Genomic DNA, 24,464 nt, shown 5'->3' with positions numbered 1-24,464 from the left:
GCCTTGAGGATTGCGCATAAATCGTGCATAACTCCCTTATGTACGTTTGCGGGATGGAAGACCATGAAATTTATTGGAAAGCTGCTCGTCTATCTTCTGGTAGCCCTGCTCATTGTGATACTGGCGCTCTATATTCTGCTCCAGACCCGCTGGGGCGCGGCTCAGGTCAGCAGCTGGGTGACGGTGAATACCGATTACGAACTCAGTTTCGACAAGATGAATCACCGCTTTTCGTCGCCTTCCCATCTTATTCTGGAAAACGTCACCTTCGGGCGGGACGGTAAACCTGCCACGCTGGTAGCCAAAAAAGTTGATATCGGCCTGAGCAGCCGTCAGGTGACCGATCCGCTGCATATGGACACCATTACCCTTTTCGATGGCACGCTGAACCTCTCGCCGCAGACGGCACCGCTGCCCTTGCAGGCCGATCGTCTTCAACTGAGCAACATGGCCTTTAACAGCCCGAATACCGAATGGGATCTGAGCGCGCAGAAGGTGACGGGCGGCGTCAGCCCATGGCAGCCGGAAGCAGGCAACGTGCTGGGGAAAAACGCGCAGATTCAGATGAGCGCAGGCTCGCTGACCCTCAACGGCGTCCCGGCCACCAACGTGTTAATTGAGGGCCAGCTTAACGGTAAGGAGGTGGTGCTGAACACTATCGGGGCCGATATGGCGCGCGGTTCGCTCACCGGCTCCGCCCTGCGTAACGCCGACGGAAGCTGGGTTATCGACACCCTGCGTCTGAATGAGATCCGCCTGCAGAGCGACAACACGCTGACAGCCTTCTTTGCCCCGCTGGCCACCATCCCTTCTCTGCAAATAGGCCGTCTGGAGGTCACCGACGCCCGGCTGCAGGGCCCGGACTGGGCGGTGACCGATCTCGATTTAAGCCTGCGCAACCTGACGATAAGCAAAGGCGACTGGCAAAGTCAGGACGGGCGTTTGTCCATGAACGCCAGCGAGTTTATCTACGGCTCGCTGCATCTGTTTGACCCGATCCTGAACGCAGAGTTTTCCCCGCAGGGTATGGCGCTGCGCCAGTTTACCTCCCGCTGGGAAGGCGGTATGGTGCGCACCTCCGGCAACTGGCTGCGCGACGGCAAAGCGCTGGTGCTGGACGATGTCGCCATCGCCGGTCTGGAGTACACCCTGCCGCAGAACTGGAAAACGCTGTGGATGGAGCCGCTCCCGGATTGGCTGAACAGCGTCACGCTGCAAAAATTCGGCCTGAGCCGCAACCTGGTGATCGACATCGATCCCGCCTTCCCGTGGCAGATCACCTCCCTGGATGGCTACGGTGCCAACCTGCAGTTGGTGAAAGACCGCCAGTGGGGCGTGTGGAGCGGCAGCGCAACCCTGAACGGCGCGGCGGCGACCTTTAACCGCGTGGACGTGCGCCGTCCGTCGCTGGCGTTGAATGCCAACGCCGCCGCGGTGAACATTACCGACCTGAGCGCATTTACCGAGAAAGGCATTCTGGAAGCGACGGCGACGGTTTCGCAGTTGCCGCAACGGCAAACCACCGTAAGCCTTAACGGGCGCGGCGTGCCGCTCAACGTGCTGCAGCAGTGGGGCTGGCCAGCGCTACCGGTGACGGGCGATGGCAATATTCAACTCACCGCCAGCGGCAGCGTGCAGGCCAATGCGCCGCTGAAGCCGACGGTGAACGGCAAGCTGAGCGCGGTGAATATGGATAAACAGCAGGTAGAGCAGACGATGACGGGTGGCATTGTTTCAACACCCGTGCAATAAACAAGCCGGGTGGCGGTTTTATTCCCTCTCCCTGTGGGAGAGGGTCAGGGTGAGGGCATCAGACCGCATAATTACCGTAGGCCCGGTAAGCGAAGCGCCACCGGGCATTTTTATCGCTCAGAGGTGAACCACCACCTCATTCCCCTCCGCTTTCACCACCACGCCCCACTCGCTTCCCGCATGTGAACCACCTTTCACGCCGCCCACCTTTTGCACGTTGCGCAAGCACACCGACCAGTTTCGCGCCTCACCCACGCCGGTCAGGGTCACGGTATCGCCCTCTCGTGACGCTTTCAGCGTAAACGCCACCGCGCCGTCCGCCGCAGGCACTTCACTCACCGCCGTTGCGCCATCCTCCATGTTAAACAGCTGGAAGGCCGTGCCCTCGTTCCACGCATAGTCTGGTTTCTGGCTGTTATTGCCCAGCGCCAGCAGGGTGTTATCGCGCACATAGACTGGCAGGCTGCGGAAATCGTGCTGTTGCTTATGCCAACGGCTGCCCTGAATTTCGTCGTTATGCCACAGGTGCGTCCAGCGTCCTTCAGGCAGCCAGAACTGCACATCGCCCTCCTCTGAGAACACCGGCGCGACCATCACCGCATCCCCCAGCATGTACTGGCGGTCAAGATAATCGCACGCCGGATCGTCCGGGAATTCCAGCATCATCGCCCGCAGCATCGGCGTACCGCACTCGCGCGCCAGCGCCGCCTGACGGTACAGATACGGCATCATCCGGCACTTCAGCTGCGTAAAGTGGCGCACCACGTCGCAGGACTCGTCATCGTACGCCCACGGCACGCGGTAAGATTTACTGCCGTGCAGGCGGCTGTGGCTGGATAAAAGCCCGAACGCGCACCAGCGCTTATAGACGTGTGCCGGGGCGGTGTTTTCGAATCCGCCAATATCGTGGCTCCAGAACCCAAAGCCGGACAGGCCAATCGACAGCCCGCCGCGTAGGCTTTCCGCCATCGACTCATAGTTGGCGTAGCAGTCACCACCCCAGTGAACGGGGAACTGTTGCGCACCGACGGACGCCGAGCGGGCAAACAGCACCGCCTCTTGCTCACCCACGGTCTCTTTCAGCACGTTCCACACCAGTTCGTTGTAGATGTAGGCGTAATGGTTATGCATCTTCTGTGGATCGGATCCGTCAAACCACTGCACGTCCGTCGGGATGCGCTCGCCGAAGTCGGTCTTAAAGCAGTCGACGCCGATGTCTACCAGGCCTTTCAGCTTGTCGGCATACCACCGGCACGCTTCCGGGTTAGTGAAGTCATAAATTGCCAGCCCCGGCTGCCACTTATCCCACTGCCACAGGGAGCCGTCCGGGCGCTTGAGCAGGTAGCCCTTCTCTTTCAGTTCGCGAAATACCGGCGACTTCTGGCCGATGTACGGGTTAATCCACACGCAGACCTTCAGCCCTTTCTCCTTCAGGCGGCGGATCATCCCTTCCGGATCCGGGAAGGTCACCGGGTCCCACTCGAAGTCGCACCACTGGAAGGCCTTCATCCAGAAGCAGTCGAAGTGGAAGACGTGCAGCGGCAGGTCGCGCTCGGCCATGCCGTCGATAAAGCTGTTAACCGTCGCTTCGTCGTAGTTGGTGGTAAACGACGTGGTCAGCCACAGGCCGAATGACCACGCGGGCGGCAGCGCCGGGCGCCCGGTAAACTGCGTATAGCGGTTGAGCACCGCTTTTGGCGTCGGGCCGTCGATCACGAAGTACTCGAGGTATTCTCCTTCCACGCTGAACTGCACTTTGGAGACCTTCTCGGAGCCGACTTCAAACGAAACGTTTTCCGGGTGATTCACCAGCACGCCGTAGCCGCGGTTGGTCAGATAAAACGGGATGTTTTTGTAGGACTGCTCGGTGCTGGTGCCGCCGTCGCGGTTCCACGTTTCGACCGTCTGGCCGTTGCGCACCAGGGCGGTGAAGCGCTCGCCCAGACCGTAGACCGTTTCGCCCACGCCGAGGTCGAGACGTTCAAACAGGTAGTTGCGATCGGTGTTGGTGTCCTGCACGTAACCGTTATTTTTCAGCTGGCTGCCGGTAATGCGCTGGCCGTTACGCAGGAAGTCCAGCGCCCAGAACTCCCCTTTGGTCACGCGCACGCTGACGCTTCCGCTTTTCAGCTCGGCAAATTCCGCGTGGTTTTCAATCTCGACCTTCACGTCTTTCAGCACGTTCAGCGGATAGTGCGGGCCGTTGTCCAGCGCGCCCTGGAAGTGCTCGATGCGCACCCCGACAATCCCCTCCTGCGGGGCAAACAGGCGCACCGTGAACATGAGCGTGTCGAGCTGCCAGGTGCGCTCACGCACGTCGCGCGGCGCCACGTACACCACCAGGTCATTGCCCTGCTGCTCCACGTCGAACACCTGTACCGGATACGTCACGTTCAGACCCGGTTGAATAAGCCAGTTTCCATCACTGATTTTCATGCTTTCGTCCTCTTAGTTCTGCAATTCTTTGCTGACCGGTAGGTTTTCAAACTCCTGCTGATTGCGGCGCGCACCCTGCGCCAGCTCGCGCAGGATTTTGGTCAGGAAGGGGGTTTTCAGCGTGTAGTAGCGTTTGGCGATAATGGCGCTCAGCACGTAGCAGACCGCCGGGGCCAGGGTAAACAGGCCGATAATGATGCTGATGGTCGCGCTGTTCTGGGTTTTGGCTGCCGCGTCGTAGCCGCCGCCTGCCAGCATCCAGCCGATCATCGCCCCGCCCAGCGCCAGGCCAAGCTTCAGCACGAACAGCGTGCCCGCAAAGCTGATCCCGGTCAGACGTTTGCCATTGGTCCATTCGCCGTAGTCGACGGTATCGGACATCATTACCCACTGGATCGGCGTCACCAGCTGGTGCAGCACGCCGATGACGAAGATAAAGGCGAACATCACCACGGTGGCATGCATCGGCACGAAGAACATCGCCACGCTCACCACCGCCAGCGCGGCGTTGGTCCACCAGAAAATGCTGACCTTACACTTCCAGTCGGTGAGCGGTTTCGCCAGCGCGGAGCCGATCAGGTTGCCGACGCAGTAGGTGGTGAGGAACGCGACGAACACTTCCGGCGAGCCCATGATCCAGGTGCAGTAGTACATCATCGCCCCGCCGCGCACGCAGACGGCGAGGATGTTGAGGATGGTCAGCACGCCAACGATGCGCCACTGGTCGTTGCGCCAGATGTCGCGCAGGTCTTCCCGCATGGCGGTGGTGCTCGGCGGCACCTGGATGCGCTCTTTGGTGGTGAAGAAGCAGAACGCCAGCATCAGGAACGCGACCACCGACAGGACGGCGATCCCGCCCTGGAAGCCGAACGCTTTATCGTCGCCGCCGATCAGGTTCACCAGCGGCATCATCAGCACCGTGGAGAGCATGCCGCCCGCCGTCGCCAGCACGAAGCGCCAGGATTGCAGGGAGATACGCTGCGTCGGGTCGTTAGTGATCACCCCGCCCAATGCGCAGTACGGGATGTTAACCACGGTGTAGAGCAGGGTCAGCAGCGTATAGGTAACGGCGGCGTAAACCATTTTGCCGTTGAGGCTGAGATCCGGCGTGGTATAGGCCAGCACGCAGACGATGCCGAACGGGATGGCGCCGAACAAAATCCACGGGCGGAACTTGCCCCAGCGGCTGCGGGTGCGGTCGGCAATCAGCCCCATGCACGGGTCGGAGATTGCATCCAGCGCACGGGCGAGCAGGAACATGGTGCCGACAAACCCGGCGGGAATGCCGAATATATCGGTATAAAAAAACATCATATACAACATGACGTTATCAAAAATGATGTGGCTGGCGGCGTCTCCCATGCCGTAGCCAATCTTCTCTTTTACTGACAATACTTCGCTCATCTTTTATTCATCCTTCACGCTGTAGGGGGCGCTGAGACCGGTTGCATTGGTTTTAAACCATTGTTTCATGAGCGGGTATTGCGTTTTCTGGTTAGCAGATTACGTTTCTTGTTTTTTGTGATCGCGGTAAATGTCGGAGAGCACAAAACGCTAACCTGAGGATTTTCTTAAGAATTAACTGAAACAGGGGGGTACAGGTCAAAAGAGAGGTGAAAAAAGTGTGTCGGGGTATGTGGTAAATGCCTGAAAGTAGCTATAATGCGCCCCGCCTCCATGTAGCAATGCAGGCGCGGAAGATCGTCATCTCCGGTGAGGTGGCTGGACTTCAAATCCAGTTGGGGACGCCAGCGTTCCCGGGCAGGTTCGACTCCTGTGATCTTCCGCCAAAAGTTTAATATCTTTTCCTGACATAGTTCACCAACGTTCTTCTCTCTCAAAAATAATTCCATGCATTCTTAACAATCACCCACCACCCACTTTGAATATTCTTTCTAATATGATAGGGTTATTTACCCTTAGTTAGAAAGCATGCAGCATGCTTTCTTGTGGTTGGTGTATAGCCGACCCGGTGTAGTTGTGTGGTTTCTCACCGCGAGATCGAGAAGTGTCTCGCCGACACTTCTCGAGCTTGCGCTTCGTGACCTGTGTAAGGGAATAGTATGTGGATTCTTCATCCAAAATACAAAAACGCTCGCAAAGACTTTATAGATAATTTCTCTGCAAGCGAATTAACTCAACTAAGTTATTCATTACCTAAAATATTATTTATTTGTGGTGGCGAAGAGAAGGCATGTAGTAATAGAGGAACTCTAGAGAAATATATAAAAAAACATCATAAAGAATATCTTACATTTAGGGCAGAATTAGCATGGGATGTCATCAGCAATAGTAAAACAATAAAAAACGTTAACGCTTTGGCATTAGAGGAATGGCTGGCAGACTTTTCTGATATTGTAATCATTCTTGTTGAAAGTTATGGTACCGTAGCTGAACTAGGTGCTTTCTCTCTGAGCAATGGGCTGAGAAAAAAATTACTTCCAATTCTAGATAAAAAATATGAAAGGGACCTTTCATTTATAAATACTGGCCCGGTCATGTGGGTGAATAATGATTCGAAATTTAATCCAGCTATTTATACTGATTTTTCAACGATTTTAACGTGTATCCCTGAAATCAATGAAAGATTATCCAGAAAGCTACGTTCTTCAGTATCAGAAGATAACTCATATGGTAAATATAGATACTCACCAAAAGTACTTCTCTTCTTTCTTCTGTACGTCATCGCTTCCTTAGGCCCCATACCTGCCAAAGAAATTACAACATTAGCAACAGAAATCATTGAGTTCAAAGAAAAGCACAGAGGAAGAGATACAATTAGCTTTATGTTATCTTTGGGAATTGCCTTAGGCCTTTTCAAATTATCATGGAAAGGTGAAATTCCCTATTATTCGTGTATAGATTTTGATAAGTTTTTTAACCATGAATCTACAAAAAAACTATTAGAAAGCATTTTAAAAAGTAGAGCAAGAGCATTATCGGATCTTATTCTTATCAAAGAATTCAAAAAAGAACTTTCTATGGTGATGAAAAATGCTTCTTAACTATCTTTCCAATAACTTAGTATTAACACCTGAATTTATTTCCAACATTGCAGATACGGCTAACGAAAGATATAACAAATTTAGCATTAGTAAAGACAATGGTAAAAATAGAGTTATATATCAACCTCAAAAAGAACTAAAATTATTACAACGCGTTTTGCACGATGATTTTTTAAGGCGGATTATTCCTCATCCATGTTGTACAGCATACAAAGATGGCGCATCTACATATAAAAATGCCATTCAGCACATAGAAAACAGATACTTACTTAGGCTAGATTTTGTGGATTTTTTTAAATCCATTACCTCAAACGATATATTTCTATTCCTTAAAGAAAACTCATCTAAACTTCATCCGGAATGGACTGAGGAAGATAACGAGCTTTTTTTGAAGATAGTTTGTTATAAAGGTCGCCTAACGATGGGTAGCGTTACTGCTCCTGGAGTTTCTAACTTAGTCTGCAAAGCACTTGATTACAGGATTTCTGATTTATGTGCAGCGAGAGGAATCACATATACAAGATATTCTGACGATATGTATTTCTCGACAAACAAAGAAAACATTCTTTTAAATCTTACCCCAGAGATTATAGCCATAATAAGAAATATAGACTACCCTAAGCACCTTATAATAAATAGTTCAAAAACAAAACATTCATCACGAAAAAGAAAAATGTCTGTTACAGGATTGGTAATTACAAATGATAAAAAAATTTCATTAGGTAGGGATAAAAAAAGAGAGATTAGAAGTCTTGTCCATAAATGGGACAATTTAGACTCGAAAAGAAAAAAACATCTCCAAGGTTATCTTTCGTATTGTGCGAGTGTTGAACCATTATTCATTAATAGCTTATGTATTAAATTTGGGGCAGCAACAATCAGTAAGATACAGAAGTACATTCCTTAAATGTGTACTTTAATTTAACCTTTCGGATTTATACCTTTATTTCGTAATGCCTCCCTCGCCAGTTCTTTCAACCAGCTGGCGAGACTCACCCCTTCCTCAGCTGCCACTGCATCCAACTGTTCCTTCAATGCCGGATCAATCCGCATCTTAAACTGCGGAGACTGCCCACCGCCTTTTGGTTTTTTTTCGCGCGAAATGATTGACATGAGGCCACCTATCCATTTAATCTCATACACATATAGGAGGCCACCTAAACCTCCTGTACTAGCAACGCCCCGATGTGCGGGAACACAACCGGAGCGTCTAACCTCACCAACTATCAAGGAGTTGATTATGGCTGATTCGCATTCTACCCCAGACACCGACCAATCCGGAACCGAGCGTTCGTTAATTGTGGGATATCGCCCGAATGTTTTCGACAAATCCACGCCCAATATCATTCTGTCCGGCAAGTGGCTTCGCGCCGCAGGCTTTGATACTGGACAGCAGGTCACGGTCAAGGTGATGAAAGGGTGCATCGTTCTGGTGGCGTATAACGAGCAGGAGCAGCGGATTCTCGAAGATTACAAACGAACTAAAGCAAAGTTATCCCAGATCGAGCGCACCCTGACGAGCCTGCAATTATCATAACTGTGACCACTTTTATCCAGTTGGCTGCTGAGCATGCAGCCAACATAAAACATTATGGAATGCCCGATTTCTTCGATAACATCCAAAAAGCGTTCGTACCCAACATGTAATGCTCACTTACAAGAACAGTATTTTAATAATATTCATCATTTCAATACCTGACGCTATGTTAACTTATGACTTACCTTAAAATGGTAGTAAATCATAATTCAGTGCTATAGTTTTCAAATATCTATCCAAGAAACCAATACGTCTCAAAGAGCAATTCTTAGTTACTAGTAACCTCCTAATATTTTATTTTCTATCTTGAAACGAAAGTCACAATCTAAATCATTAATGAAGAGTACTTTTTCTCAATCTATAAAAGGAGATTGAGATGGCTATACCTGTTTACTTATGGCTTGAGGATGATTTTGGCCGGAGGATTAATGGTTCTGTCGAGATAAAAGATCGAGAGGGTTCAATAGAAGTGATTGAATTTATGCATTCTATAGAGCAACCCGTAGATAAATTGTCCGGAAAAATTACAGCAAAACGTATTTGTAGCACCTATGCATTCATGAAAGAGATTGATTCATCATCCTCTTATCTATACAAAGCCTTATGCACTGGGCAAACACTAAAAAAAGCAGAATTCATATTTTACAGGATAAACTATAACGGGCTCGAAGAGGCTTACTTTAAGACAACTTTAGAAAACGCAAGAGTTGTTCAAATTGAACCACTTATGTTTGACATTAAACATCCGCAAAATGAACAATATACACACCATGAATATGTAGATCTGACCTATGAAAAAATCACATGGCACTACATTGATGGAAACATCATTCACTCTGATACATGGAAAGAACGCGTTTAAGGAGAAAGTATGTCCTGGGAATATGATGTAAAAGAGCATAAGTTTTATCTGGATGGTGTCTATCAATTTGATGCGGACTACGCAGGTGCCAGCGGTTACAAAAATGATCCTTCACAAGAGTGTGTAAAAAACAACGGACCACTGCCACGAGGTACTTATACTATTGGGTCACCTCATAATTCAGCCCACACAGGAAAATATACTCTTAGCCTCACGCCCTACTCGACAAATGATATGTGTGGTAGGGACTCATTCAAAATTCATGGTAAAAGCAGTTTGCACCCTGACGACTCTTCTGAGGGCTGTATCATTGCTCCTCTTAGTGCCAGAAGGAGTATCTGGAAAAGCAACGATACGGTATTGATTGTCAAATGAAGCATTTATTTTGTTTATTGCCATTACTCGTTCCAGTCAGTTTGTACGTCTCAGCAAATGAAATGAACGGCTTCGCGACCCAGTATTACGATGAAGACGGCTCGCTGGCGGAAATTTCTACAACAATGCCCCTCACCCCAATCATCACTATCGGTAAGAAAACCGTGCAAATGGAAGTTACTCATCTGGCAGACATCTCCAGCACACCAGTTAACAAAGACAGTTCCGCTCGTTGGATCTGTCTTCATGACGACGATGGCACGAATTACTGGTTTATTTCTGATAACGAAATGGGGGCAGGACTGCTCACAGCGCTGGCCATATCCAAAGATGGCAGCCATAAAGAGTGTGCGAAAACCACAGGACATGTCAGCGTCTCAGTCGCTAATATTCCATTGTTAAATGCGAGTCATGGAAATTTAGTTAAATGGTTCGGCAAGAGTGAGATTGCCAAACAAAAAGCGGTACTTTTTTATCATGAGACGCCAGTAAAGAATGGATTCATCCAGAGTAATACGGTCTCTTATTACTTTGATGGCGAAAAAGTACGGGGCGTCATTATCGGGCAAATTACCAGTAACTAGCTTGCAAACGCCCTCTACCATAAGGAGAGGGCGTTAAGCCTGCCCACTCAACCGCATATGCAGCAACGGAAACGCATTCCCCTGCCCGTCAAGTTCCGAGCGCCCGACCTGCTCAAATCCCATATGCCGATAAAACGCGACCCCTTGAGGGTTCTGCTCATTCACGTCCACCTCGTTCGCGCCGAACTCTGCGATGGCGTGTTTAAGCAGCAGTTTCCCGACACCCTTCCCGCGACTCGCATCATCCACAAACAACATTTCAATACGGTTTTCATCCACCCCTAAAAAGCCGTGAATAACGCCTGCGTCATCGCGGGCTATCACGACCTTGAGGTTGGGGAGATACGCGTTGAGCAATAGCGGACGCAGCGCCGTAATATCGCTTTCCTGTAAAAAGTGATGGGTGGCGCGGACGGAGGATTCCCAGATCGCGACCAGGCGTTCGAAGTGTGAGGGGTGTGCGGTTTCGATTTTCATGGGGGGGATCATGTCTGGAAAACCTAATTCATTCAAGTCACTCTGTGCGCCTTGTTCCCCCCTCACCCTAGCCCTCTCCCTCAGGGAGAGGGAATAAACAGTGCTACACCCTCACTTCCATCACCGCATACACCCCGTCCTTCGGCACGACCACGGTGACGTTTTCCACCGGTACGCCCGCCGCCAGGTGAATATCCTGCAGCTGCTGTAGCGTCCTCGGGTGGATATCCTCCCAGCCGATACCGCGCAGCACAAAGTCAATCTGCGGGCTGCTGGTCAGCATGTTTGAGACAATCACCGCCCCGCCGGGCTTGACCAGCCGCAGCGCGCGCTGGAGAAGAATCACCGCGTCGGCGTCGTTGAAGTATTCAAAAATCCCCAGCGCGTCGACTAGTTCGGCCTGATGCTCGCCCAGCTCCAGCAGCAGGTCCTCGTTACGCACCAGCGTGTGCACCAGGTTGCGCCTGAGCAGGGTCAGCTGTTCGCCCACCACAATGCCTTCCTGCGCCGCCATGGTTTCGGCCCAGCTAAGCGCCACGGGGTCTTTATCCACCAGCGTGAGATAGACCTGCTGACCATCGAACTTTGCTTCGCGCAGCGCCTCCAGCACCGGAATGGCGGCGCCGCTTGCCAGGCTGACCCAGTTGTTCTCGCTCTCATTGTGAATGTACTTCTCCACCAGCGCGGCAAGCACCCGGGCGCGGGCGCGCACGCCGATGGCATCGTTCGCGTGGATAAACCACTGGCGACTGTCGCTGTCCATCTTTGTGCCGTCCGGCAGGCGATCCTCAAGCGGGTTTTGCACCACAAACAGCGCCAGCGCGGAAGGCACCAGCCGGGTTCGCCATGCGGTAAGCGCCGGACGGTTGCGGAAAGCCTGCTCGGAATAGCGGTTCTGCGGGACGAGCACGGCCTGCCCCCCTTCATGATATTCGACCTGCGGAGGGCGAAGCGCTGGCTCGGCTTTCAGCGCCCGATCGAGCGCAGCGATTTCACGGGCAGCATCGTCTTTCATCGGCCACTGGTCGCTGACGTCGGGAAAGGACGCACTGAAAATCGTCATGTTTTTCGGTGCGTCACCACGAAAAGGCTGCCAGATCATAACGTCTTCCCTCCGTTGGGGTTTTAACGGAAGTCTATCCAGGCGAGTCCGTAATACCCTACGAAGAAAGCACGATCTTTACTGCTTCACCCACACCAGTTGGTCAACCCGGAAGCCCAGACTGCGCGCGGTGTTCAGGTAATCCTGCTTCACCGCATCCGGGATGGTCGGCGTGCGTGACAAAATCCACAGATAATCGCGGTTCGGGCCGCTGACCAGCGCGTACTGGTACTTGTCGTCCAGTTTGATTACGTTATACCCGCCGTAGAACGGACCGAAGAACGACACCTTCAGCGCGGCGGTGGTCGGCTCGCCGGTGAAGTACGCTTTCCCCTCACTTTCATTCCACTTGTTTTTCACCGGATCGTAACCCCGGTTCAGCACGCTGATACCGCCGTCGCTACGCTTGCCGTAGGTGGCGGTCACCTGCTCCAGACCGCGTTCAAAGCGGTTTTCAAGGCGCGCGACTTCGTACCATTTGCCGAGATAGCGGCTGGCTTCAAAATGAGTAATAGGCTGCACGCCTTTCGGCGGCGTAGGGGATTTACAGGCAACCAGGGTCAGCGCAATGGCAACACCGGTCACAACAGGCCATAGCTTCATGAGAATTCCTTTCATTTGCACGGTTGGATGTTAAGTGTAGTGCACCGTTTCGGCGCTTCATCCCGTTCGGGAAAATTCGTAGTATATTGAGAGTATTCCTCCACTCTGGACACGGACATGGCTTACTCCATCGGCGAATTCGCCAGACTCAGCGGCATTACCGCCACTACCCTCCGGGCGTGGCAGCGTCGCTACGGTTTACTCAAGCCACAGCGCACGGAAGGCGGTCACCGCCAGTACAGCGATGAGGACGTCCAGCAGGCGCTGAAAATCCTCGACTGGGTCAAAAAAGGCGTCCCAATCGGCCAGGTCAAACCGCTGCTGGAACGCCCGACGCTGGGGCGGACCAACAACTGGCAAACCCTGCAGCAGAACATGCTGCAGCGCCTGCAGGACGGCAAAGTCGAGTCCCTGCGCCAGATGATTTACGACGCCGGACGCGAGTACCCAAGACCAGAGCTGGTCGCGAACGTGCTGCGTCCGCTGCGCAGCCAGGTCTCGGCTAACGTTGCCGCCGCCATGACCCTGCGCGCGATCCTCGACGGCATCATCATCGCCTACACCTCGTTTTGTCTCGAAGGTGATAAGAAAGCGCCGGGCGACAATATTCTGCTCAGCGGCTGGCATCTCAACGACCCGTGCGAGATCTGGCTCGAGGCCTTAACGCGCACCGGTCAGGGTCACCGGATCGACATCCTGCCGGTTCCCCCTGCCACGCTGGCTCCGGAGATTTTCCCGGAGCGAAAATGGCTTCTGGTCACCAGCGGCAAACTTACCGCCGGACGGAAAAAGCAGCTGGAGCAGTGGCAGCAGCAGGTATCGCTTGAAGTGATTATCCTCTGATCATTTTCTGCTGTGGGAATCTTCACGAAAAGTTGAATATTTTCCCGCGCCGCAGATGCTAACGTTTTCCTGTGACCAATAACTCCACAGGAAAACACCATGAAAAAAACAACCCCTCTGCTGTTCCTGGCCGCCATGGCCTTTGCCCCTGCCGCCTTTAGCGCCCCTGCCGGCACGCTGAGCGTCCACATTCTCGACCAGCAAACCGGGATGCCGCCATCAGACGTGACCGTTACGCTGGAGAAGCAGCAGCAGGACAAATGGACCCCGGTTGCCAGCGGCAAAACCGACCACGACGGACGTATTAAATCGCTCTATCCGCAGGACCAGGACATGCAGCCTGGCGTGTATAAAGTGACCTTTAAAACCGCAGAGTACTTCCACGGTAAAAAGCTGGACACCTTCTTCCCGGAGATCCCGGTGCTGTTTACCGTGACCCGCACCAACGAAAAGCTGCACATCCCGCTTTTGCTGAGTCAGTACGGTTACTCGACCTACAAGGGCAGTTAAGACGCATTGATTCTAAAGGAATAAAAAAAATAGTTCCGCGAATACTTGGACAAATTAGTCATGTTGTGTAAGTTTTAATGATATGAACGGGAGGACCACACCATGACAACGAAACCTGTGCTCGGTATTAGCGGATGTTTGACCGGCTCCGCCGTACGCTTTGACGGCGGACACAAGCGTATGGGCTTCGTTATGGATGAGCTGGCCCAGTGGGTGAATTTCCGCCCCGTCTGCCCGGAAATGGCGATCGGGCTGCCGACGCCTCGCCCGGCCATACGCCTGACGCTGACGGACAGCGGCGAGACGCAGCTCCGTTTCAGCAAGCCGCCTCATGATGACCTCACGCAGAAAATGGCCAACTTTACGGCGGACTATCTGCCAAAAATCGGCGATCTTTCGGGATTTATCGTCTGTGCAAAATCCCCAAGCTGTGGCCTGGAACGCGTGCGGCTGTACGATGAAAACGGCAACCGGGGCCGCAAGGAGGGCGTCGGGCTGTTCACCGCCGCCCTTCTTGAAACCTACCCGTGGCTGCCCGTCGAGGAAGATGGTCGGCTGCACGACCCTGTGCTGCGGGAAAACTTTATTGAGCGGGTATTTGCCCTGCACGAGCTAAACACGCTGCGCGCTAAAGGTCTGACGCGACGTGGGCTGCTGGATTTCCACAGCCGCTATAAGTTGCAGCTGCTGGCGCACCATCAGGCGGGCTACCGTGAAATCGGCCCGTTTGTCGCCTCGCTGCACGAGTGGGAAGACCTGGACGCCTTCTTTGTGGCGTACCGGGAAAAGCTGATGACCATCCTGAAAAAACCCGCCTCGCGGAAGAATCACACCAACGTACTGATGCATATCCAGGGGTATTTCCGCAACCAGCTAAACACCCGCCAGCGCGGTGAGCTGCGCGACGTGATCCTGCACTATCGCAACGGGCAGTTGCCTATCCTCGCCCCGATCACGCTGCTGAAGCACTACCTGGCCGAATATCCTGACCGGTATCTGATGACGCAAAACTACTTTGATCCCTATCCTGATGATTTGGGTCTGCGTCTGGCAGTCAAGTGATCACAAAAATGCGAAGGCCCCATTGACCCGTAGAGGCCCAAAGCAGTACCCCGTTTAGACGACATCCTCACTGTCGTCTCTTTTTTGCATTTAACCTCAAAGACTGTGATTATATACAGGCTTATTCTGCAAAAAGGGGCCTGCCCGTGATCAACACCCTGCACATTCAAAACTACCGCTCCATCCGCGAGATGTCGCTTGAGCTGGAGCAGCTCAACATCGTCTTCGGCCCGAACGGCACCGGGAAATCCAATATTTACAAGGCGATACACCTGATGCACAGCGCCGCCCAGGGGCAGTTCTCCCAGGCGCTGGCGAACGAGGGCGGCATTCTGAAGGTGTTCTGGGCAGGCAAAACCCGCAGCGACCAGCTTCGGCGGATGAACCTGGCGGTGGAAACAGAGACCTACGAATACGAGCTGCAGGTCGGGTTTGTGGAGAGGCTGCCTTACCCTTCGCAGTTTCAGCTCGATCCGGTGATCAAAGAGGAGTCCATCTGGCTGAGCGGCCAGCATCGACGCCCGTCGTCACAGCTGATGAAGCGTAAGAATCAGGCGGTGTTTCTGAATAACGTGCATCACGAGAAAGTGACCCACAGCGGCACGCTGTATGAGAACGAATCGGTGTTCGGGCAGCTCGGCGAACCGCATCTTTACCCGGAAGTGTCGCAGATGCGCGAGTCCCTGCGTAACTGGCGCTTTTATCATGAGTTTTCCGTCTCATCCGGCTCGGCGATGCGTGCCCCGCAGGTCGGGTTCCGTTCCCCGGTGCTGGCCAGCGACGGTGCCAACCTGGCAGCGGCGTTTCAGACCATCGTGGAGATTGGCGACGAACTGCTCCTGATGCGCATCCTCGACCAGGCCTTCCCCGGCTGCGTGTTTTACAGCGACAACACCGGCGGACGTTTTCGCATGATGATGCAGCGCGAGGGGCTGAGCAGGCCGCTGGAACCGGCGGAGTTCTCCGACGGCACCCTGCGCTTTCTGTGCCTGGCGGTGGCGCTGTTAAGCCCGCGCCCACCGGCGTTTATCGCGTTGAACGAACCGGAAAACAGCCTGCATCCGCAGATGCTGCCCGCGCTGGCGAGCTTAATCGCCGAGGCCAGCCGCTACTCGCAGATTTGGCTCACCAGCCACTCGCCGGAGCTGGCGAAGTTGATTGAGAAACAGCGATCGTTTTCGCTGTACCAGCTGTCGATGGCGGAGGGGGAGACGAAGGTGGAGAGGCTGGGGTAGCTCAATCTCTTCATACCCAACTTACCGGGGTGGAACTTCCACGCTAGCTATGCAGACGAAACGTCTTTCGCCACTCCGCAGGACTTACCCCAAAACGCGCCTTAAACTGCTGTCGCCAGGTGACGGCAGAATTAAATCCCACCAGCTCGGCCACGCGTTCAATCGGCATATTTCCGGCTTCAAGCAGGATCTGGCTACGCCGCAGGCGTTCGGCGGTAAGCCAGTCGGCGACGCTCATTCCCGTGGCTTTAATAAAGTGACGGGTCAGCGTGCGGCGGCTCATCGAAACCACCTCCGCCAGCGAGTCCAGGCTATGCGGTTCGGTGATGTGCTGCTGTAGATAGTCGATCAGGCAATTGATACGTGCATCGCGGGTGTCATTCGGAACAGGCTGAGCAATAAACTGCGCCTGACCTCCCTCGCGGTGCGGCGGCACAATCATCCGCCGGGCAATCTGGTTGGCGACTACGCTGCCAAAGCGCTGACGAATGATATACAGGCAGCAGTCCAGCGCAGCCGCGGTTCCGGCAGAGGTGATGATATTGCCGTCATCCACGTAGAGGGCGTTGATATCAAGCTGGACGTGCGGAAAGAGCGACTGGAACTGATTTTCGAACTCCCAGTGGGTGGCAGCGCGCTTGCCGTCGAGAATGCCCGCATAGCCCAGCACAAACGACCCCAGACACAGCCCGACGATTTCCGCGCCGTTGTCTCTCGCCTGCACCAGGCTGTCGAGCAGCGTCTGAGGCGGGCGTTCGAGGACGTGCTGCCAGTAGGGAACAACGACTATATCGGCCCGACCAATGGCGGTGTAGTCCTGCGTGGCGTTGAGGGCGAACCCGTCTTTTGAGGTGAGGAACCCCGGCGTTTCGGCGCAGATCGTCACGTTAAAGCGCTTTTCGCCGGAGACGGAATCGCCAAACAGAATGCAGGGAACGGAGTAGTGGAACGGGCTGAACCCGTCTACCGCGACAATCGCGACGTTGATTAGCGACATTTGTCTCTCCTTTCCCTTTAACGCACTCAGAATATAACGGTTTCGCCATCCTGGGGAATGGTCACTACGTGACTCACCTGATTGGCTTCAACGTACTCACGCAGCGCGCTGCGGGTCAGCAGGCAGTGGTTGATGGCTTCCATATGGCTCGCCACTATTTTGGCCTGTGGGAGCAGGAAATGAACGTTGAGCACATCCTCCTGCCCCATAATAATGGGGCCAAAACCAATGACGTGTGCATAGCCTGCGTTCAGTACCACCACGTCCGGCTGGTGCTTTTGCAGATCGGCCGCCACCGCGTCACGCCAGACGGTATCCCCGGCAAGATAAAGCGTCTTCTCATCAGGATGACGCAGCACCACGCCACAGGCCTCGCCCAGACGCTCCGCCAGCTCCGGCACGGCGTAAGCCCGGTCGGTACCGTGTTGGCCGCCGTGGGTTTTAGCAATCTGAATCCCGTCGAAGGTGGTCGCGTCAGTCATGACCGTCAGGTTGATAAACCCCTGGCTGCGCAGCAGCGCGGCATCACGATCGTTTTGCACGTAGATCGGCTTGTCTTTGGCGATCAGCTCTGCCGCGGCGCGATCCCAGTGATCGTCATGGGTATGGGTGACGATCACCGCGTCGGCGTTCAGCAGCGTGTTGACGTCAACAGGGAGTTCGACCGTCGGGTTACGGCGTTCGGCATGTGCCGTGCCGGGAAAGCCCGGATAAGCATCTTTCGGGGCCAGCATCGGGTCGATTAAAAGACGTTTCCCAGCGTAGGTAATCAGCAGGGTGGCGTTGCGAATTTGGGTAATGTTCATGGGCTATCCTCCGGTTGGTGTGATAAGGAGGATAGCCCGACGTCGCAGGTCACGCTGTGGGTTAAAGGGCGATTACCGATGGAATCGGGCCAATTTAAACTCCGCGTTTTCAGGCAGAATTTACCAGCCCGGTACCGCTCCGCCGTTAAAGATCGTCTCAGCCGCTTTCGCCACTTCCGGTGACTGATACGACTGGATAAATTCCTTCACGTTCTCCGCGTCTTTGTTGTCTTCGCGCGCCACCACGATGTTCACGTACGGCGAATTTTTATCTTCTATAAAGACGCTGTCATGCACCGGCGACAGCCCGGTTTGCTGAAGATAGGTGGTGCTGATGATGGCGACATCCACTTTGGGATCGTCCAGCACGCGCGGCAGCTGCGCCCCTTCCAGCTCCATGATGTTCAGATGTTTAGGGTTAGCGGTAATATCCAGCGCCGTCGGCAGCAGGCCGGTGTCTGGCTTCAGGGTAATGAGCTTCTCTTTTTGCAGCAGCAACAGCGCGCGGCCAAGGTTGGTTGGGTCGTTTGGAATGACAATGGTCGCACCGTTCTTCAGGTCCGAAACGGATTTGATTTTGCGTGAATAACCGGCCATCGGGAACACGAAGGTATTCGCCACGGCAACCAGCTTGTAGCCATGCGCCTTGTTATCTTCTGCAAGGAACGGACGGTGCTGAAAGACATTGGCATCCAGCTCCCCCTGGTTGGTAGCATCGTTAGGCAATAGCGAGCCGCTGAAGCCGACCAGCTCCACGTCCAGACCATATTTCTCTTTCGCCACCTTTTTGGCGACTTCCGCCACGTCCTGCTCGGCGCCGTTGATGACGCCTACTTTAATGTGTCTGGCATCGCTGCCATTTTGATCGCACCCTGCCAGCAGCAGGCCAGCGAGGACCAGCGCACCCAATCGACGTTTCACGAGACAGTTCCTTTTGCTGAATGTTTCAATGACTATATCGACAACGAGGCGGGGAAATAAAAAACGAAAAAGAATCAATAAGAAGGATAAGTTATATGCGGGTATCGCCGGGTGGCTCTGCGCTTCCCCGGCCCGCAGAATCAGAATTTAAAGCGCTTTCGTCAGGTAATGACGCTGCATACCCGGGTATGGGTAATCCTGCAAAGACATCTGCAGCTGGTAGCCCTGTTTTTCATAGAACGGGCGCGCCTGGAAGCTAACGGTATCCACCAGCGCGTGCTTGCAGCCTTTACGCCTGGCTTCATTTTCCGCCGTGTTGATAAGCTGGCCGCCCACACCGCTGCCCCGCACGGTATCGCTCACCCAGAGATAGTCGATATTCAGCCAGTCGCCTTTACGTACGCCAATTAAGCCGCCCAGCATGACGCCCTTTTCGTCTCGAACGTAAACGCCTATGTCACCGCTAAAGTTCGTCAAATCGAGGAACCGTCCGTTATAGGCTCTCAGACCCACAAGTAGCTCTTCTTTTTCCTGCGGCGTGACGGCGTCAGTAATGCTCAAGTGCATATTTTCTCTCCTTGTTTCTGTGCCGTCTCACTATCGCACACCGGTAGCGTGGAGAAAATTCATACTTTCGACTGGCGTCGCTACACTGAATGTAACGATATATTTCATGGGAAGCATGTGACTTCTAAAGGGGGTTTTGATGAAAGCTGCGCACCTGGTCTGCCTGCTGGTTTGTCTGCTCTTCGCCGCGTTTGTCCATGCTCAGGAAAAGGATGACCCCGCGAAAGAGGCGCAAATAAAGCAGCAGGTCCTTAAAGATATTAAGAAAACCTGTACGCCACAGAGAAAGCAGAGCGATAAAGCCTGGCAGGAGATGATTTTGTCGTCCGAGGCCAATCAGTTGCTGATCAAAAATGCCGTTACCGCCGTCAAGCGCGACAATCTGGATGCTTACTGGGCGGCGATTGGTCAGGTGGACTGTATGGAAGATTATTGAGGGCTGGAAACGTGCTTCTCGCCGGGTGGCGGCTGCGCCTTACCCGGCCTACACAACATTTTTAACGCTTACGCACATCCGGAATAATTAAATCCCCGCGCAGCACATACGAACCCAGCATCTGCGTTTTCTCCGTCAGCCAGCTCACGATACGCGCCGCCATGGCATCCATGGAATATTCAATGGCCGGGATCACCGGAATACCCGGCAGGTGCAGGGATCCAGCAAGGCTGAAGACCATAATGTCTTCCGGCACGGATTTATTAAACGCCTGCAGCTGTGGGATCACTCGCTGGGCTTCTTGCTCGTCCGCCACCAGTAATGCGTTGAAATTCAGCGTGCTGGCGTTGTTAAGCAGCTCCTGTAGCGCAACGGACGAGGAGGTCGCGTCCATAAAGACGAGGTTGCGATTAAAGGGCAGAAAATTTTTCTCCAGCGCATGTTTGTAGCCGAGCAGCACCTGATCGGCAAAACCGCTGCCGTGCGGGTGGATCAGGGCAATCTGGCGACGACCCTGGCTGGTCAGGTAGTTACAGGCGGTTTCAGCGGCAAAGGCGTGATCGAACTGGATGCTATTGGAATTATCGGACTCCATACAGTCCACGAGGATGACGTTGTCCATATCCACGTCCAGCGGGAAACGCGCGCCGATGACGAGGATGTCATCACACAAACCGCAGGAGAGCTCTTCGAGCGCATTCATTACTTCGGCTTTGCTATGCGCGAAGCGCAGCAGCAGGTGTTTTTGATGCTGGCTGAGATGTTTTTCCAGCGCGTACAAATAACCGGTGGTCTGGTTAATATTTTCCTGTGCGCAAATGACGCCGATACATCCCGTCGACTGGCTCAGCAGCGACTGGGCAATCACATTAGGCCGGTAGTTAAGCTCATCCACTGCCTTCAGAACGGCCTGACGGCTGGCTTCCTTTACGCCACGCGACCCACTCAACACTCGCGATACCGTGGCTTTAGATACCCCGGCAAGACGTGATACATCATTGATTGTCGACATCTCTTTCCCCTGACAGGCTTACCTCGCGCCTGCAAATTCCATGACCGCTTCGGCTCATATTATAGCCAGAACGGAGTATATCCGTTTCCGTTTTCCATGGAAACCGATTTTCCGTTTCCACTCAAAATGATGTCAAAACAGCCAAATTATGTGACTTACATCCGGTTAATTAGCCTCATAAGTAAGGGATCTTGATGGTTGTCACACTTCTGTCTTTTATGAATGGAAACCGGTTTCCGTATAATGTCCAATCATTCCCGCAATAACTTTTTACATTTAGAGGATGGTTGTCGATGTTCAAGATTATGCTGTGCTGCTCTGCCGGGATGTCCACCAGCCTGTTGGTCAGCAAAATGGTCGATGTCGCGAAAGAACGTGGTTTGCCGGTGAAAATAGATGCGTACGGTGTTTCCGAATTTGATACGCAGTTTCCGCAATACCAGGTGGTGCTTCTCGGACCACAAGTGAAATACATGTTACAGACACTCTCAGACAAGGCGGCTACGAAAGGCATTCCGGTCCAGCCCATCGACATGATGGACTACGGCATGCAGCGTGGCGATAAAGTACTGGACTATGCTCTGTCGCTCATCGAAGCGGCACACTAAAAGGTGTTCACATGAGTTCGTTATATCAATCCATGGTCGCGGTGATTGAGCAGTCAATTACCCCGCTGGCCGCCAAACTTGGTCAGCAAAAGTATGTGATTGCTATCCGCGACGGCTTTACCGCCGCGCTGCCGTTCATGATCATCGGCTCGTTTATGCTGGTGTTCATCTTCCCGCCGTTTTCGGCGGATACTACCAATAGCTTTGCGCGCGGCTGGTTGGATTTCTCCCAGACTTACCGCGAACAGCTGATGCTGCCGTTTAACCTCAGCATGGGCGTGATGACCTTCTTCATCTCGGTGGGGATTGGGGCGAGCCTGGGGCGCCAGTTTAACCTCGACCCGGTGATGTCCGGCCTGCTGGCTTTTATGGCCTTCCTGCTGGTCGCCGCGCCGTATGCCGACGGTAAAATCTCGACCCAGTATCTCTCCGGCCAGGGCATTTTTACCGCGCTGATCACCGCCATCTACGCCACCCGCGTTTATGCGTGGCTGAAGCAGAACAACGTCACCATCCGCCTGCCGAAAGAAGTACCGACCGGCGTGGCGCGTTCGTTTGAGATCCTGATCCCGGTGATGGTGGTGATCGGTACCCTGCACCCGTTGAACCTGTTCATCGAAGCGCAAACCGGCATGATTATCCCGCAGGCGATCATGCACCTGCTGGAGCCGCTGGTCTCCGCCTCCGACTCCCTGCCCGCTATTCTGCTCTCCGTGCTGCTGTGCCAGATCTTCTGGTTCGCCGGTATCCACGGCTCGCTGATTGTCACCGGCATCATGAACCCGTTCTGGATGGCGAACCTCTCGGCAAACCAGGCGGCACTGGCGGCCGGCGCGGCGCTGCCGCACGTATACCTGCAGGGCTTCTGGGATCACTACCTGCTGATTGGCGGCGTAGGCTCCACGTTACCCCTGGCGTTCCTGCTGCTGCGCAGCCGCGTTACCCATCTGCGTACCATCGGCAAAATGGGCGTGGTGCCCAGCTTCTTTAACATCAACGAACCGATTCTGTTTGGCGCGCCGATCATCATGAACCCGATGCTGTTCATTCCGTTCGTGTGCGTTCCGCTGATCAACGCCTGTCTGGCGTATGCGGCAACCAAACTCGGCTGGCTGGCGCAGGTCGTCTCGTTAACTCCGTGGACCACCCCGGCACCGATTGGCGCCTCGTGGGCGGCGAACTGGGCGCTGAGCCCGGTGGTGATGTGCCTTGTGTGTATGGTGATGTCCGCGCTGATGTATCTGCCTTTCCTGCGTGCCTATGAGCGTACGCTGATGAAAAACGAAGAGCAGAAAGCGCAGGCGACCGTCGGTGCTGCCGAAACCGCAAGCAATTAAGTCAAAGAGGAAAGGTCATGAAATACGCATTTCCCGATAACTTCTGGTGGGGCAGCGCAAGCTCCGCTCTCCAGACGGAAGGGGCAAGAGAGGGCGAAACCACGTGGGATTACTGGTTTGCCCGCGAGCCAAACCGTTTTCACAACGGCGTGGGGCCGCAGCAGACCTCCACGTTTTATCAGCACTGGAAAACGGACATTCAGCTGTTAAAGCAGCTGAACCACAACAGCTTTCGTACCTCGATTAGCTGGGCGCGCCTGATCCCTGACGGTATCGGTGAAGTGAACCCGGAAGCGGTCGATTTTTATCATCAGGTCATTGATGAGCTGGATGAACAGGGCATCACGCCGTTTATTACCCTGTTCCATTTCGACATGCCGATGGCGATGCAGGCGATCGGTGGCTGGGAAAACCGAGAAGTCGTGGACGCATACGCCCGCTATGCGCAGATTTGCTTCGAGCTGTTTGGCGATCGCGTGCTGCACTGGTTTACCTTCAACGAACCGATCGTCCCAGTGGAAGGCGGCTATCTGTACGACTTCCACTACCCGAACGTGGTGGATTTTCGTCGGGCAGCCACCGTGGCGTATCACACCGTGCTGGCCCACGCAAAGGCGGTTCAGGCCTACCGCGCCGGTCACTACGCGGGGGAAATCGGCATCGTATTAAACCTGACGCCGTCCTATCCGCGCTCGCAAAACCCGGCGGACGTGAAGGCGGCACACATTGCGGATCTGATGTTTAACCGCAGCTTCCTCGACCCGGTCCTGCGCGGCGAATACCCGGCGGACCTGGTTGCGCTGCTGAAGGCATACGATCAGCTGCCTGCCTGTAAGCCGGAAGATAGCGCCCTGATCGCGGAAGGGAAAATCGACCTGCTCGGCGTGAACTACTATCAGCCGCGCCGCGTTAAGTGTCGTGACAGCGCGGTGAACCCGCAGGCGCCGTTTATGCCGGAGTGGTTCTTTGATAACTACGAAATGCCGGGCCGCAAGATGAACCCGTACCGCGGCTGGGAAATCTACGCGCCGGGTATTTACGATATTCTGGTTAACCTGCGTGATAATTACGGCAACCCGCGCTGCTTTATTTCGGAAAACGGCATGGGTGTCGAAAATGAACAGCGCTTTATTGAAAATGGCCAGATTAACGATAAATACCGTATCGAGTTTATTTCTGAGCATTTAACGTGGCTGCATAAAGGGATTAGCGAGGGCTGCAATTGTCTTGGCTACCATATGTGGACGTTTATTGATAACTGGTCATGGTGTAATGCGTATAAAAATCGCTACGGGTTTATTCAGCTCGATGTAGAGACGCAGCAGCGCACCATTAAGAAAAGCGGAGAGTGGTTTGCCGCCACCGCCTTAAATAATAGTTTTGAACAAGAGTAATGA

The 24,464-nt window shown here is 53.7% G+C and carries 26 protein-coding genes and 1 tRNA gene; 16 read left to right on the top strand and 11 right to left on the bottom strand.

Features of this window, described 5'->3' with window-relative positions; all coding sequences use genetic code 11:
- Positions 1 to 63: 63 nt before the first annotated feature.
- Positions 64 to 1,752 carry an AsmA family protein gene (locus tag ABFI50_RS09620; protein WP_347485938.1) on the top strand — a complete coding sequence of 563 codons (1,689 nt, stop codon included), beginning with the start codon at positions 64 to 66 and terminating at the stop codon, positions 1,750 to 1,752.
- Between the two features lie 117 nt (positions 1,753 to 1,869).
- Here ABFI50_RS09620 and yicI read toward each other — a convergent pair whose 3' ends face one another.
- Both yicI and ABFI50_RS09610 read right to left on the bottom strand, forming a co-directional pair.
- A complete protein-coding gene (gene yicI, locus ABFI50_RS09615) occupies positions 1,870 to 4,188 on the bottom strand; it encodes an alpha-xylosidase (RefSeq protein WP_347485936.1) in 2,319 nt (772 codons plus the stop codon).
- A 12-nt stretch (positions 4,189 to 4,200) separates the two neighbouring features.
- The gene (locus tag ABFI50_RS09610) at positions 4,201 to 5,592 is read right to left on the bottom strand and encodes a glycoside-pentoside-hexuronide family transporter (protein WP_088126257.1); all 1,392 of its coding nucleotides are present in this window, start codon (positions 5,590 to 5,592) and stop codon (positions 4,201 to 4,203) included.
- Between the two features lie 291 nt (positions 5,593 to 5,883).
- Between ABFI50_RS09610 and ABFI50_RS09605 the strand changes: the two genes are divergently transcribed.
- The 3 genes from ABFI50_RS09605 (at position 5,884) to ABFI50_RS09595 (ending at position 8,100) form a co-directional block, all read left to right on the top strand.
- Positions 5,884 to 5,978: transfer RNA gene (locus tag ABFI50_RS09605), tRNA-Sec, on the top strand.
- Positions 5,979 to 6,251: 273 nt separating this feature from the next.
- Positions 6,252 to 7,193, top strand: coding sequence for a retron St85 family effector protein (locus ABFI50_RS09600; protein WP_088126256.1), 942 nt, complete (start codon positions 6,252 to 6,254; stop codon positions 7,191 to 7,193).
- The gene (locus ABFI50_RS09595) at positions 7,183 to 8,100 is read left to right on the top strand and encodes a retron St85 family RNA-directed DNA polymerase (RefSeq protein WP_088126255.1); all 918 of its coding nucleotides are present in this window, start codon (positions 7,183 to 7,185) and stop codon (positions 8,098 to 8,100) included. The genes ABFI50_RS09600 and ABFI50_RS09595 overlap by 11 nt, the downstream gene beginning before the upstream one ends.
- A gap of 14 nt (positions 8,101 to 8,114) precedes the next feature.
- Here the strand turns inward: ABFI50_RS09595 and ABFI50_RS09590 are convergent, their stop codons facing one another.
- Positions 8,115 to 8,306 (bottom strand): toxin-antitoxin system HicB family antitoxin, encoded by a 192-nt coding sequence (locus ABFI50_RS09590; protein WP_088126284.1) that lies wholly within the window; start codon positions 8,304 to 8,306, stop codon positions 8,115 to 8,117.
- Between the two features lie 127 nt (positions 8,307 to 8,433).
- On the opposite strand from ABFI50_RS09590, the gene ABFI50_RS09585 reads away from it, so the two are divergent.
- The 4 genes from ABFI50_RS09585 to ABFI50_RS09570 all read left to right on the top strand — a co-directional run bounded on the left by ABFI50_RS09585 (position 8,434) and on the right by ABFI50_RS09570 (position 10,551).
- A complete protein-coding gene (locus tag ABFI50_RS09585) occupies positions 8,434 to 8,730 on the top strand; it encodes a SymE family type I addiction module toxin (protein WP_050862780.1) in 297 nt (98 codons plus the stop codon).
- A 376-nt stretch (positions 8,731 to 9,106) separates the two neighbouring features.
- Complete coding sequence (tssD, locus tag ABFI50_RS09580) at positions 9,107 to 9,592, top strand: type VI secretion system tube protein TssD (protein ID WP_088126254.1); 486 nt, start codon at positions 9,107 to 9,109, stop codon at positions 9,590 to 9,592.
- 9 nt (positions 9,593 to 9,601) lie between these two features.
- Complete coding sequence (locus ABFI50_RS09575; protein WP_071978112.1) at positions 9,602 to 9,967, top strand: tlde1 domain-containing protein; 366 nt, start codon at positions 9,602 to 9,604, stop codon at positions 9,965 to 9,967.
- The gene (locus ABFI50_RS09570; protein ID WP_224955237.1) at positions 9,964 to 10,551 is read left to right on the top strand and encodes a hypothetical protein; all 588 of its coding nucleotides are present in this window, start codon (positions 9,964 to 9,966) and stop codon (positions 10,549 to 10,551) included. The genes ABFI50_RS09575 and ABFI50_RS09570 overlap by 4 nt, the downstream gene beginning before the upstream one ends.
- A gap of 33 nt (positions 10,552 to 10,584) precedes the next feature.
- Here ABFI50_RS09570 and ABFI50_RS09565 read toward each other — a convergent pair whose 3' ends face one another.
- From ABFI50_RS09565 to ABFI50_RS09555, 3 genes are all read right to left on the bottom strand, one after another.
- Positions 10,585 to 11,028 carry an acetyltransferase gene (locus ABFI50_RS09565; protein WP_088126253.1) on the bottom strand — a complete coding sequence of 148 codons (444 nt, stop codon included), beginning with the start codon at positions 11,026 to 11,028 and terminating at the stop codon, positions 10,585 to 10,587.
- A 103-nt stretch (positions 11,029 to 11,131) separates the two neighbouring features.
- Positions 11,132 to 12,130 carry a class I SAM-dependent methyltransferase gene (locus ABFI50_RS09560; RefSeq protein WP_347485932.1) on the bottom strand — a complete coding sequence of 333 codons (999 nt, stop codon included), beginning with the start codon at positions 12,128 to 12,130 and terminating at the stop codon, positions 11,132 to 11,134.
- A gap of 78 nt (positions 12,131 to 12,208) precedes the next feature.
- Positions 12,209 to 12,733 (bottom strand): lipocalin family protein, encoded by a 525-nt coding sequence (locus ABFI50_RS09555; RefSeq protein WP_014881956.1) that lies wholly within the window; start codon positions 12,731 to 12,733, stop codon positions 12,209 to 12,211.
- A gap of 117 nt (positions 12,734 to 12,850) precedes the next feature.
- Between ABFI50_RS09555 and ABFI50_RS09550 the strand changes: the two genes are divergently transcribed.
- From ABFI50_RS09550 to ABFI50_RS09535, 4 genes are all read left to right on the top strand, one after another.
- Positions 12,851 to 13,576 carry a MerR family transcriptional regulator gene (locus ABFI50_RS09550; protein WP_014881955.1) on the top strand — a complete coding sequence of 242 codons (726 nt, stop codon included), beginning with the start codon at positions 12,851 to 12,853 and terminating at the stop codon, positions 13,574 to 13,576.
- A gap of 99 nt (positions 13,577 to 13,675) precedes the next feature.
- The gene (gene uraH, locus ABFI50_RS09545; RefSeq protein WP_014881954.1) at positions 13,676 to 14,086 is read left to right on the top strand and encodes a hydroxyisourate hydrolase; all 411 of its coding nucleotides are present in this window, start codon (positions 13,676 to 13,678) and stop codon (positions 14,084 to 14,086) included.
- Positions 14,087 to 14,188: 102 nt separating this feature from the next.
- On the top strand, positions 14,189 to 15,148 hold the full coding sequence (locus ABFI50_RS09540) for a DUF523 and DUF1722 domain-containing protein (protein ID WP_014881953.1): 960 nt from the start codon (positions 14,189 to 14,191) through the stop codon (positions 15,146 to 15,148).
- A gap of 146 nt (positions 15,149 to 15,294) precedes the next feature.
- The gene (locus tag ABFI50_RS09535; RefSeq protein WP_014881952.1) at positions 15,295 to 16,383 is read left to right on the top strand and encodes an AAA family ATPase; all 1,089 of its coding nucleotides are present in this window, start codon (positions 15,295 to 15,297) and stop codon (positions 16,381 to 16,383) included.
- 43 nt (positions 16,384 to 16,426) lie between these two features.
- Here ABFI50_RS09535 and ABFI50_RS09530 read toward each other — a convergent pair whose 3' ends face one another.
- The 4 genes from ABFI50_RS09530 to ABFI50_RS09515 all read right to left on the bottom strand — a co-directional run bounded on the left by ABFI50_RS09530 (position 16,427) and on the right by ABFI50_RS09515 (position 19,674).
- A complete protein-coding gene (locus tag ABFI50_RS09530) occupies positions 16,427 to 17,380 on the bottom strand; it encodes a helix-turn-helix domain-containing protein (protein ID WP_014881951.1) in 954 nt (317 codons plus the stop codon).
- A gap of 26 nt (positions 17,381 to 17,406) precedes the next feature.
- Positions 17,407 to 18,186, bottom strand: coding sequence for an MBL fold metallo-hydrolase (locus tag ABFI50_RS09525; protein WP_023331702.1), 780 nt, complete (start codon positions 18,184 to 18,186; stop codon positions 17,407 to 17,409).
- Between the two features lie 120 nt (positions 18,187 to 18,306).
- Positions 18,307 to 19,107 carry a lipoprotein NlpA gene (gene nlpA, locus ABFI50_RS09520; protein WP_347485928.1) on the bottom strand — a complete coding sequence of 267 codons (801 nt, stop codon included), beginning with the start codon at positions 19,105 to 19,107 and terminating at the stop codon, positions 18,307 to 18,309.
- A 147-nt stretch (positions 19,108 to 19,254) separates the two neighbouring features.
- Positions 19,255 to 19,674, bottom strand: a complete 420-nt coding sequence (locus ABFI50_RS09515; RefSeq protein WP_023331700.1) for a GNAT family N-acetyltransferase — start codon at positions 19,672 to 19,674, stop codon at positions 19,255 to 19,257.
- Positions 19,675 to 19,813: 139 nt separating this feature from the next.
- Here ABFI50_RS09515 and ABFI50_RS09510 point away from each other — a divergent pair, with 139 nt between their 5' ends.
- On the top strand, positions 19,814 to 20,110 hold the full coding sequence (locus ABFI50_RS09510; protein WP_014881947.1) for a YicS family protein: 297 nt from the start codon (positions 19,814 to 19,816) through the stop codon (positions 20,108 to 20,110).
- Between the two features lie 61 nt (positions 20,111 to 20,171).
- On the opposite strand, the gene ABFI50_RS09505 is transcribed toward ABFI50_RS09510, so the two are convergent.
- A complete protein-coding gene (locus ABFI50_RS09505; protein ID WP_014881946.1) occupies positions 20,172 to 21,122 on the bottom strand; it encodes a LacI family DNA-binding transcriptional regulator in 951 nt (316 codons plus the stop codon).
- 293 nt (positions 21,123 to 21,415) lie between these two features.
- Between ABFI50_RS09505 and ABFI50_RS09500 the strand changes: the two genes are divergently transcribed.
- Genes ABFI50_RS09500 through ABFI50_RS09490 form a run of 3 tightly spaced genes read left to right on the top strand, consistent with a single transcriptional unit; the run spans position 21,416 to position 24,461 of the window.
- Entirely contained in the window at positions 21,416 to 21,730 is a 315-nt protein-coding gene (locus ABFI50_RS09500) for a PTS sugar transporter subunit IIB (RefSeq protein ID WP_014830072.1), read from the top strand.
- Positions 21,731 to 21,741: 11 nt separating this feature from the next.
- The gene (locus ABFI50_RS09495; protein ID WP_023331699.1) at positions 21,742 to 23,067 is read left to right on the top strand and encodes a PTS sugar transporter subunit IIC; all 1,326 of its coding nucleotides are present in this window, start codon (positions 21,742 to 21,744) and stop codon (positions 23,065 to 23,067) included.
- A 17-nt stretch (positions 23,068 to 23,084) separates the two neighbouring features.
- Positions 23,085 to 24,461: a glycoside hydrolase family 1 protein gene (locus ABFI50_RS09490; protein ID WP_232952410.1), complete on the top strand. Its 1,377-nt coding sequence runs from the start codon at positions 23,085 to 23,087 to the stop codon at positions 24,459 to 24,461.
- Positions 24,462 to 24,464: the final 3 nt, after the last annotated feature.

It is taken from the genome of Enterobacter sp. HNDS-6 (genome assembly GCF_039850505.1).
Lineage (GTDB): Bacteria > Pseudomonadota > Gammaproteobacteria > Enterobacterales > Enterobacteriaceae > Enterobacter > Enterobacter kobei.
Note: the sequence above shows the minus strand (reverse complement) of the source record. Positions and strands in the feature narration are given on the sequence as shown.

What these genes read in the sequence shown, in the direction of transcription:
- ABFI50_RS09620 (WP_347485938.1), top strand. Translation starts at nt 64, where the DNA reads ATGAAATTTATTGGAAAGCTGCTCGTCTATCTTCTGGTAGCCCTGCTC.
- yicI (WP_347485936.1), bottom strand. Translation starts at nt 4,188, where the DNA reads ATGAAAATCAGTGATGGAAACTGGCTTATTCAACCGGGTCTGAACGTG.
- ABFI50_RS09610 (WP_088126257.1), bottom strand. Translation starts at nt 5,592, where the DNA reads ATGAGCGAAGTATTGTCAGTAAAAGAGAAGATTGGCTACGGCATGGGA.
- ABFI50_RS09600 (WP_088126256.1), top strand. Translation starts at nt 6,252, where the DNA reads ATGTGGATTCTTCATCCAAAATACAAAAACGCTCGCAAAGACTTTATA.
- ABFI50_RS09595 (WP_088126255.1), top strand. Translation starts at nt 7,183, where the DNA reads ATGCTTCTTAACTATCTTTCCAATAACTTAGTATTAACACCTGAATTT.
- ABFI50_RS09590 (WP_088126284.1), bottom strand. Translation starts at nt 8,306, where the DNA reads ATGTCAATCATTTCGCGCGAAAAAAAACCAAAAGGCGGTGGGCAGTCT.
- ABFI50_RS09585 (WP_050862780.1), top strand. Translation starts at nt 8,434, where the DNA reads ATGGCTGATTCGCATTCTACCCCAGACACCGACCAATCCGGAACCGAG.
- tssD (WP_088126254.1), top strand. Translation starts at nt 9,107, where the DNA reads ATGGCTATACCTGTTTACTTATGGCTTGAGGATGATTTTGGCCGGAGG.
- ABFI50_RS09575 (WP_071978112.1), top strand. Translation starts at nt 9,602, where the DNA reads ATGTCCTGGGAATATGATGTAAAAGAGCATAAGTTTTATCTGGATGGT.
- ABFI50_RS09570 (WP_224955237.1), top strand. Translation starts at nt 9,964, where the DNA reads ATGAAGCATTTATTTTGTTTATTGCCATTACTCGTTCCAGTCAGTTTG.
- ABFI50_RS09565 (WP_088126253.1), bottom strand. Translation starts at nt 11,028, where the DNA reads ATGAAAATCGAAACCGCACACCCCTCACACTTCGAACGCCTGGTCGCG.
- ABFI50_RS09560 (WP_347485932.1), bottom strand. Translation starts at nt 12,130, where the DNA reads ATGATCTGGCAGCCTTTTCGTGGTGACGCACCGAAAAACATGACGATT.
- ABFI50_RS09555 (WP_014881956.1), bottom strand. Translation starts at nt 12,733, where the DNA reads ATGAAGCTATGGCCTGTTGTGACCGGTGTTGCCATTGCGCTGACCCTG.
- ABFI50_RS09550 (WP_014881955.1), top strand. Translation starts at nt 12,851, where the DNA reads ATGGCTTACTCCATCGGCGAATTCGCCAGACTCAGCGGCATTACCGCC.
- uraH (WP_014881954.1), top strand. Translation starts at nt 13,676, where the DNA reads ATGAAAAAAACAACCCCTCTGCTGTTCCTGGCCGCCATGGCCTTTGCC.
- ABFI50_RS09540 (WP_014881953.1), top strand. Translation starts at nt 14,189, where the DNA reads ATGACAACGAAACCTGTGCTCGGTATTAGCGGATGTTTGACCGGCTCC.
- ABFI50_RS09530 (WP_014881951.1), bottom strand. Translation starts at nt 17,380, where the DNA reads ATGTCGCTAATCAACGTCGCGATTGTCGCGGTAGACGGGTTCAGCCCG.
- ABFI50_RS09525 (WP_023331702.1), bottom strand. Translation starts at nt 18,186, where the DNA reads ATGAACATTACCCAAATTCGCAACGCCACCCTGCTGATTACCTACGCT.
- ABFI50_RS09515 (WP_023331700.1), bottom strand. Translation starts at nt 19,674, where the DNA reads ATGCACTTGAGCATTACTGACGCCGTCACGCCGCAGGAAAAAGAAGAG.
- ABFI50_RS09510 (WP_014881947.1), top strand. Translation starts at nt 19,814, where the DNA reads ATGAAAGCTGCGCACCTGGTCTGCCTGCTGGTTTGTCTGCTCTTCGCC.
- ABFI50_RS09505 (WP_014881946.1), bottom strand. Translation starts at nt 21,122, where the DNA reads ATGTCGACAATCAATGATGTATCACGTCTTGCCGGGGTATCTAAAGCC.
- ABFI50_RS09500 (WP_014830072.1), top strand. Translation starts at nt 21,416, where the DNA reads ATGTTCAAGATTATGCTGTGCTGCTCTGCCGGGATGTCCACCAGCCTG.
- ABFI50_RS09495 (WP_023331699.1), top strand. Translation starts at nt 21,742, where the DNA reads ATGAGTTCGTTATATCAATCCATGGTCGCGGTGATTGAGCAGTCAATT.
- ABFI50_RS09490 (WP_232952410.1), top strand. Translation starts at nt 23,085, where the DNA reads ATGAAATACGCATTTCCCGATAACTTCTGGTGGGGCAGCGCAAGCTCC.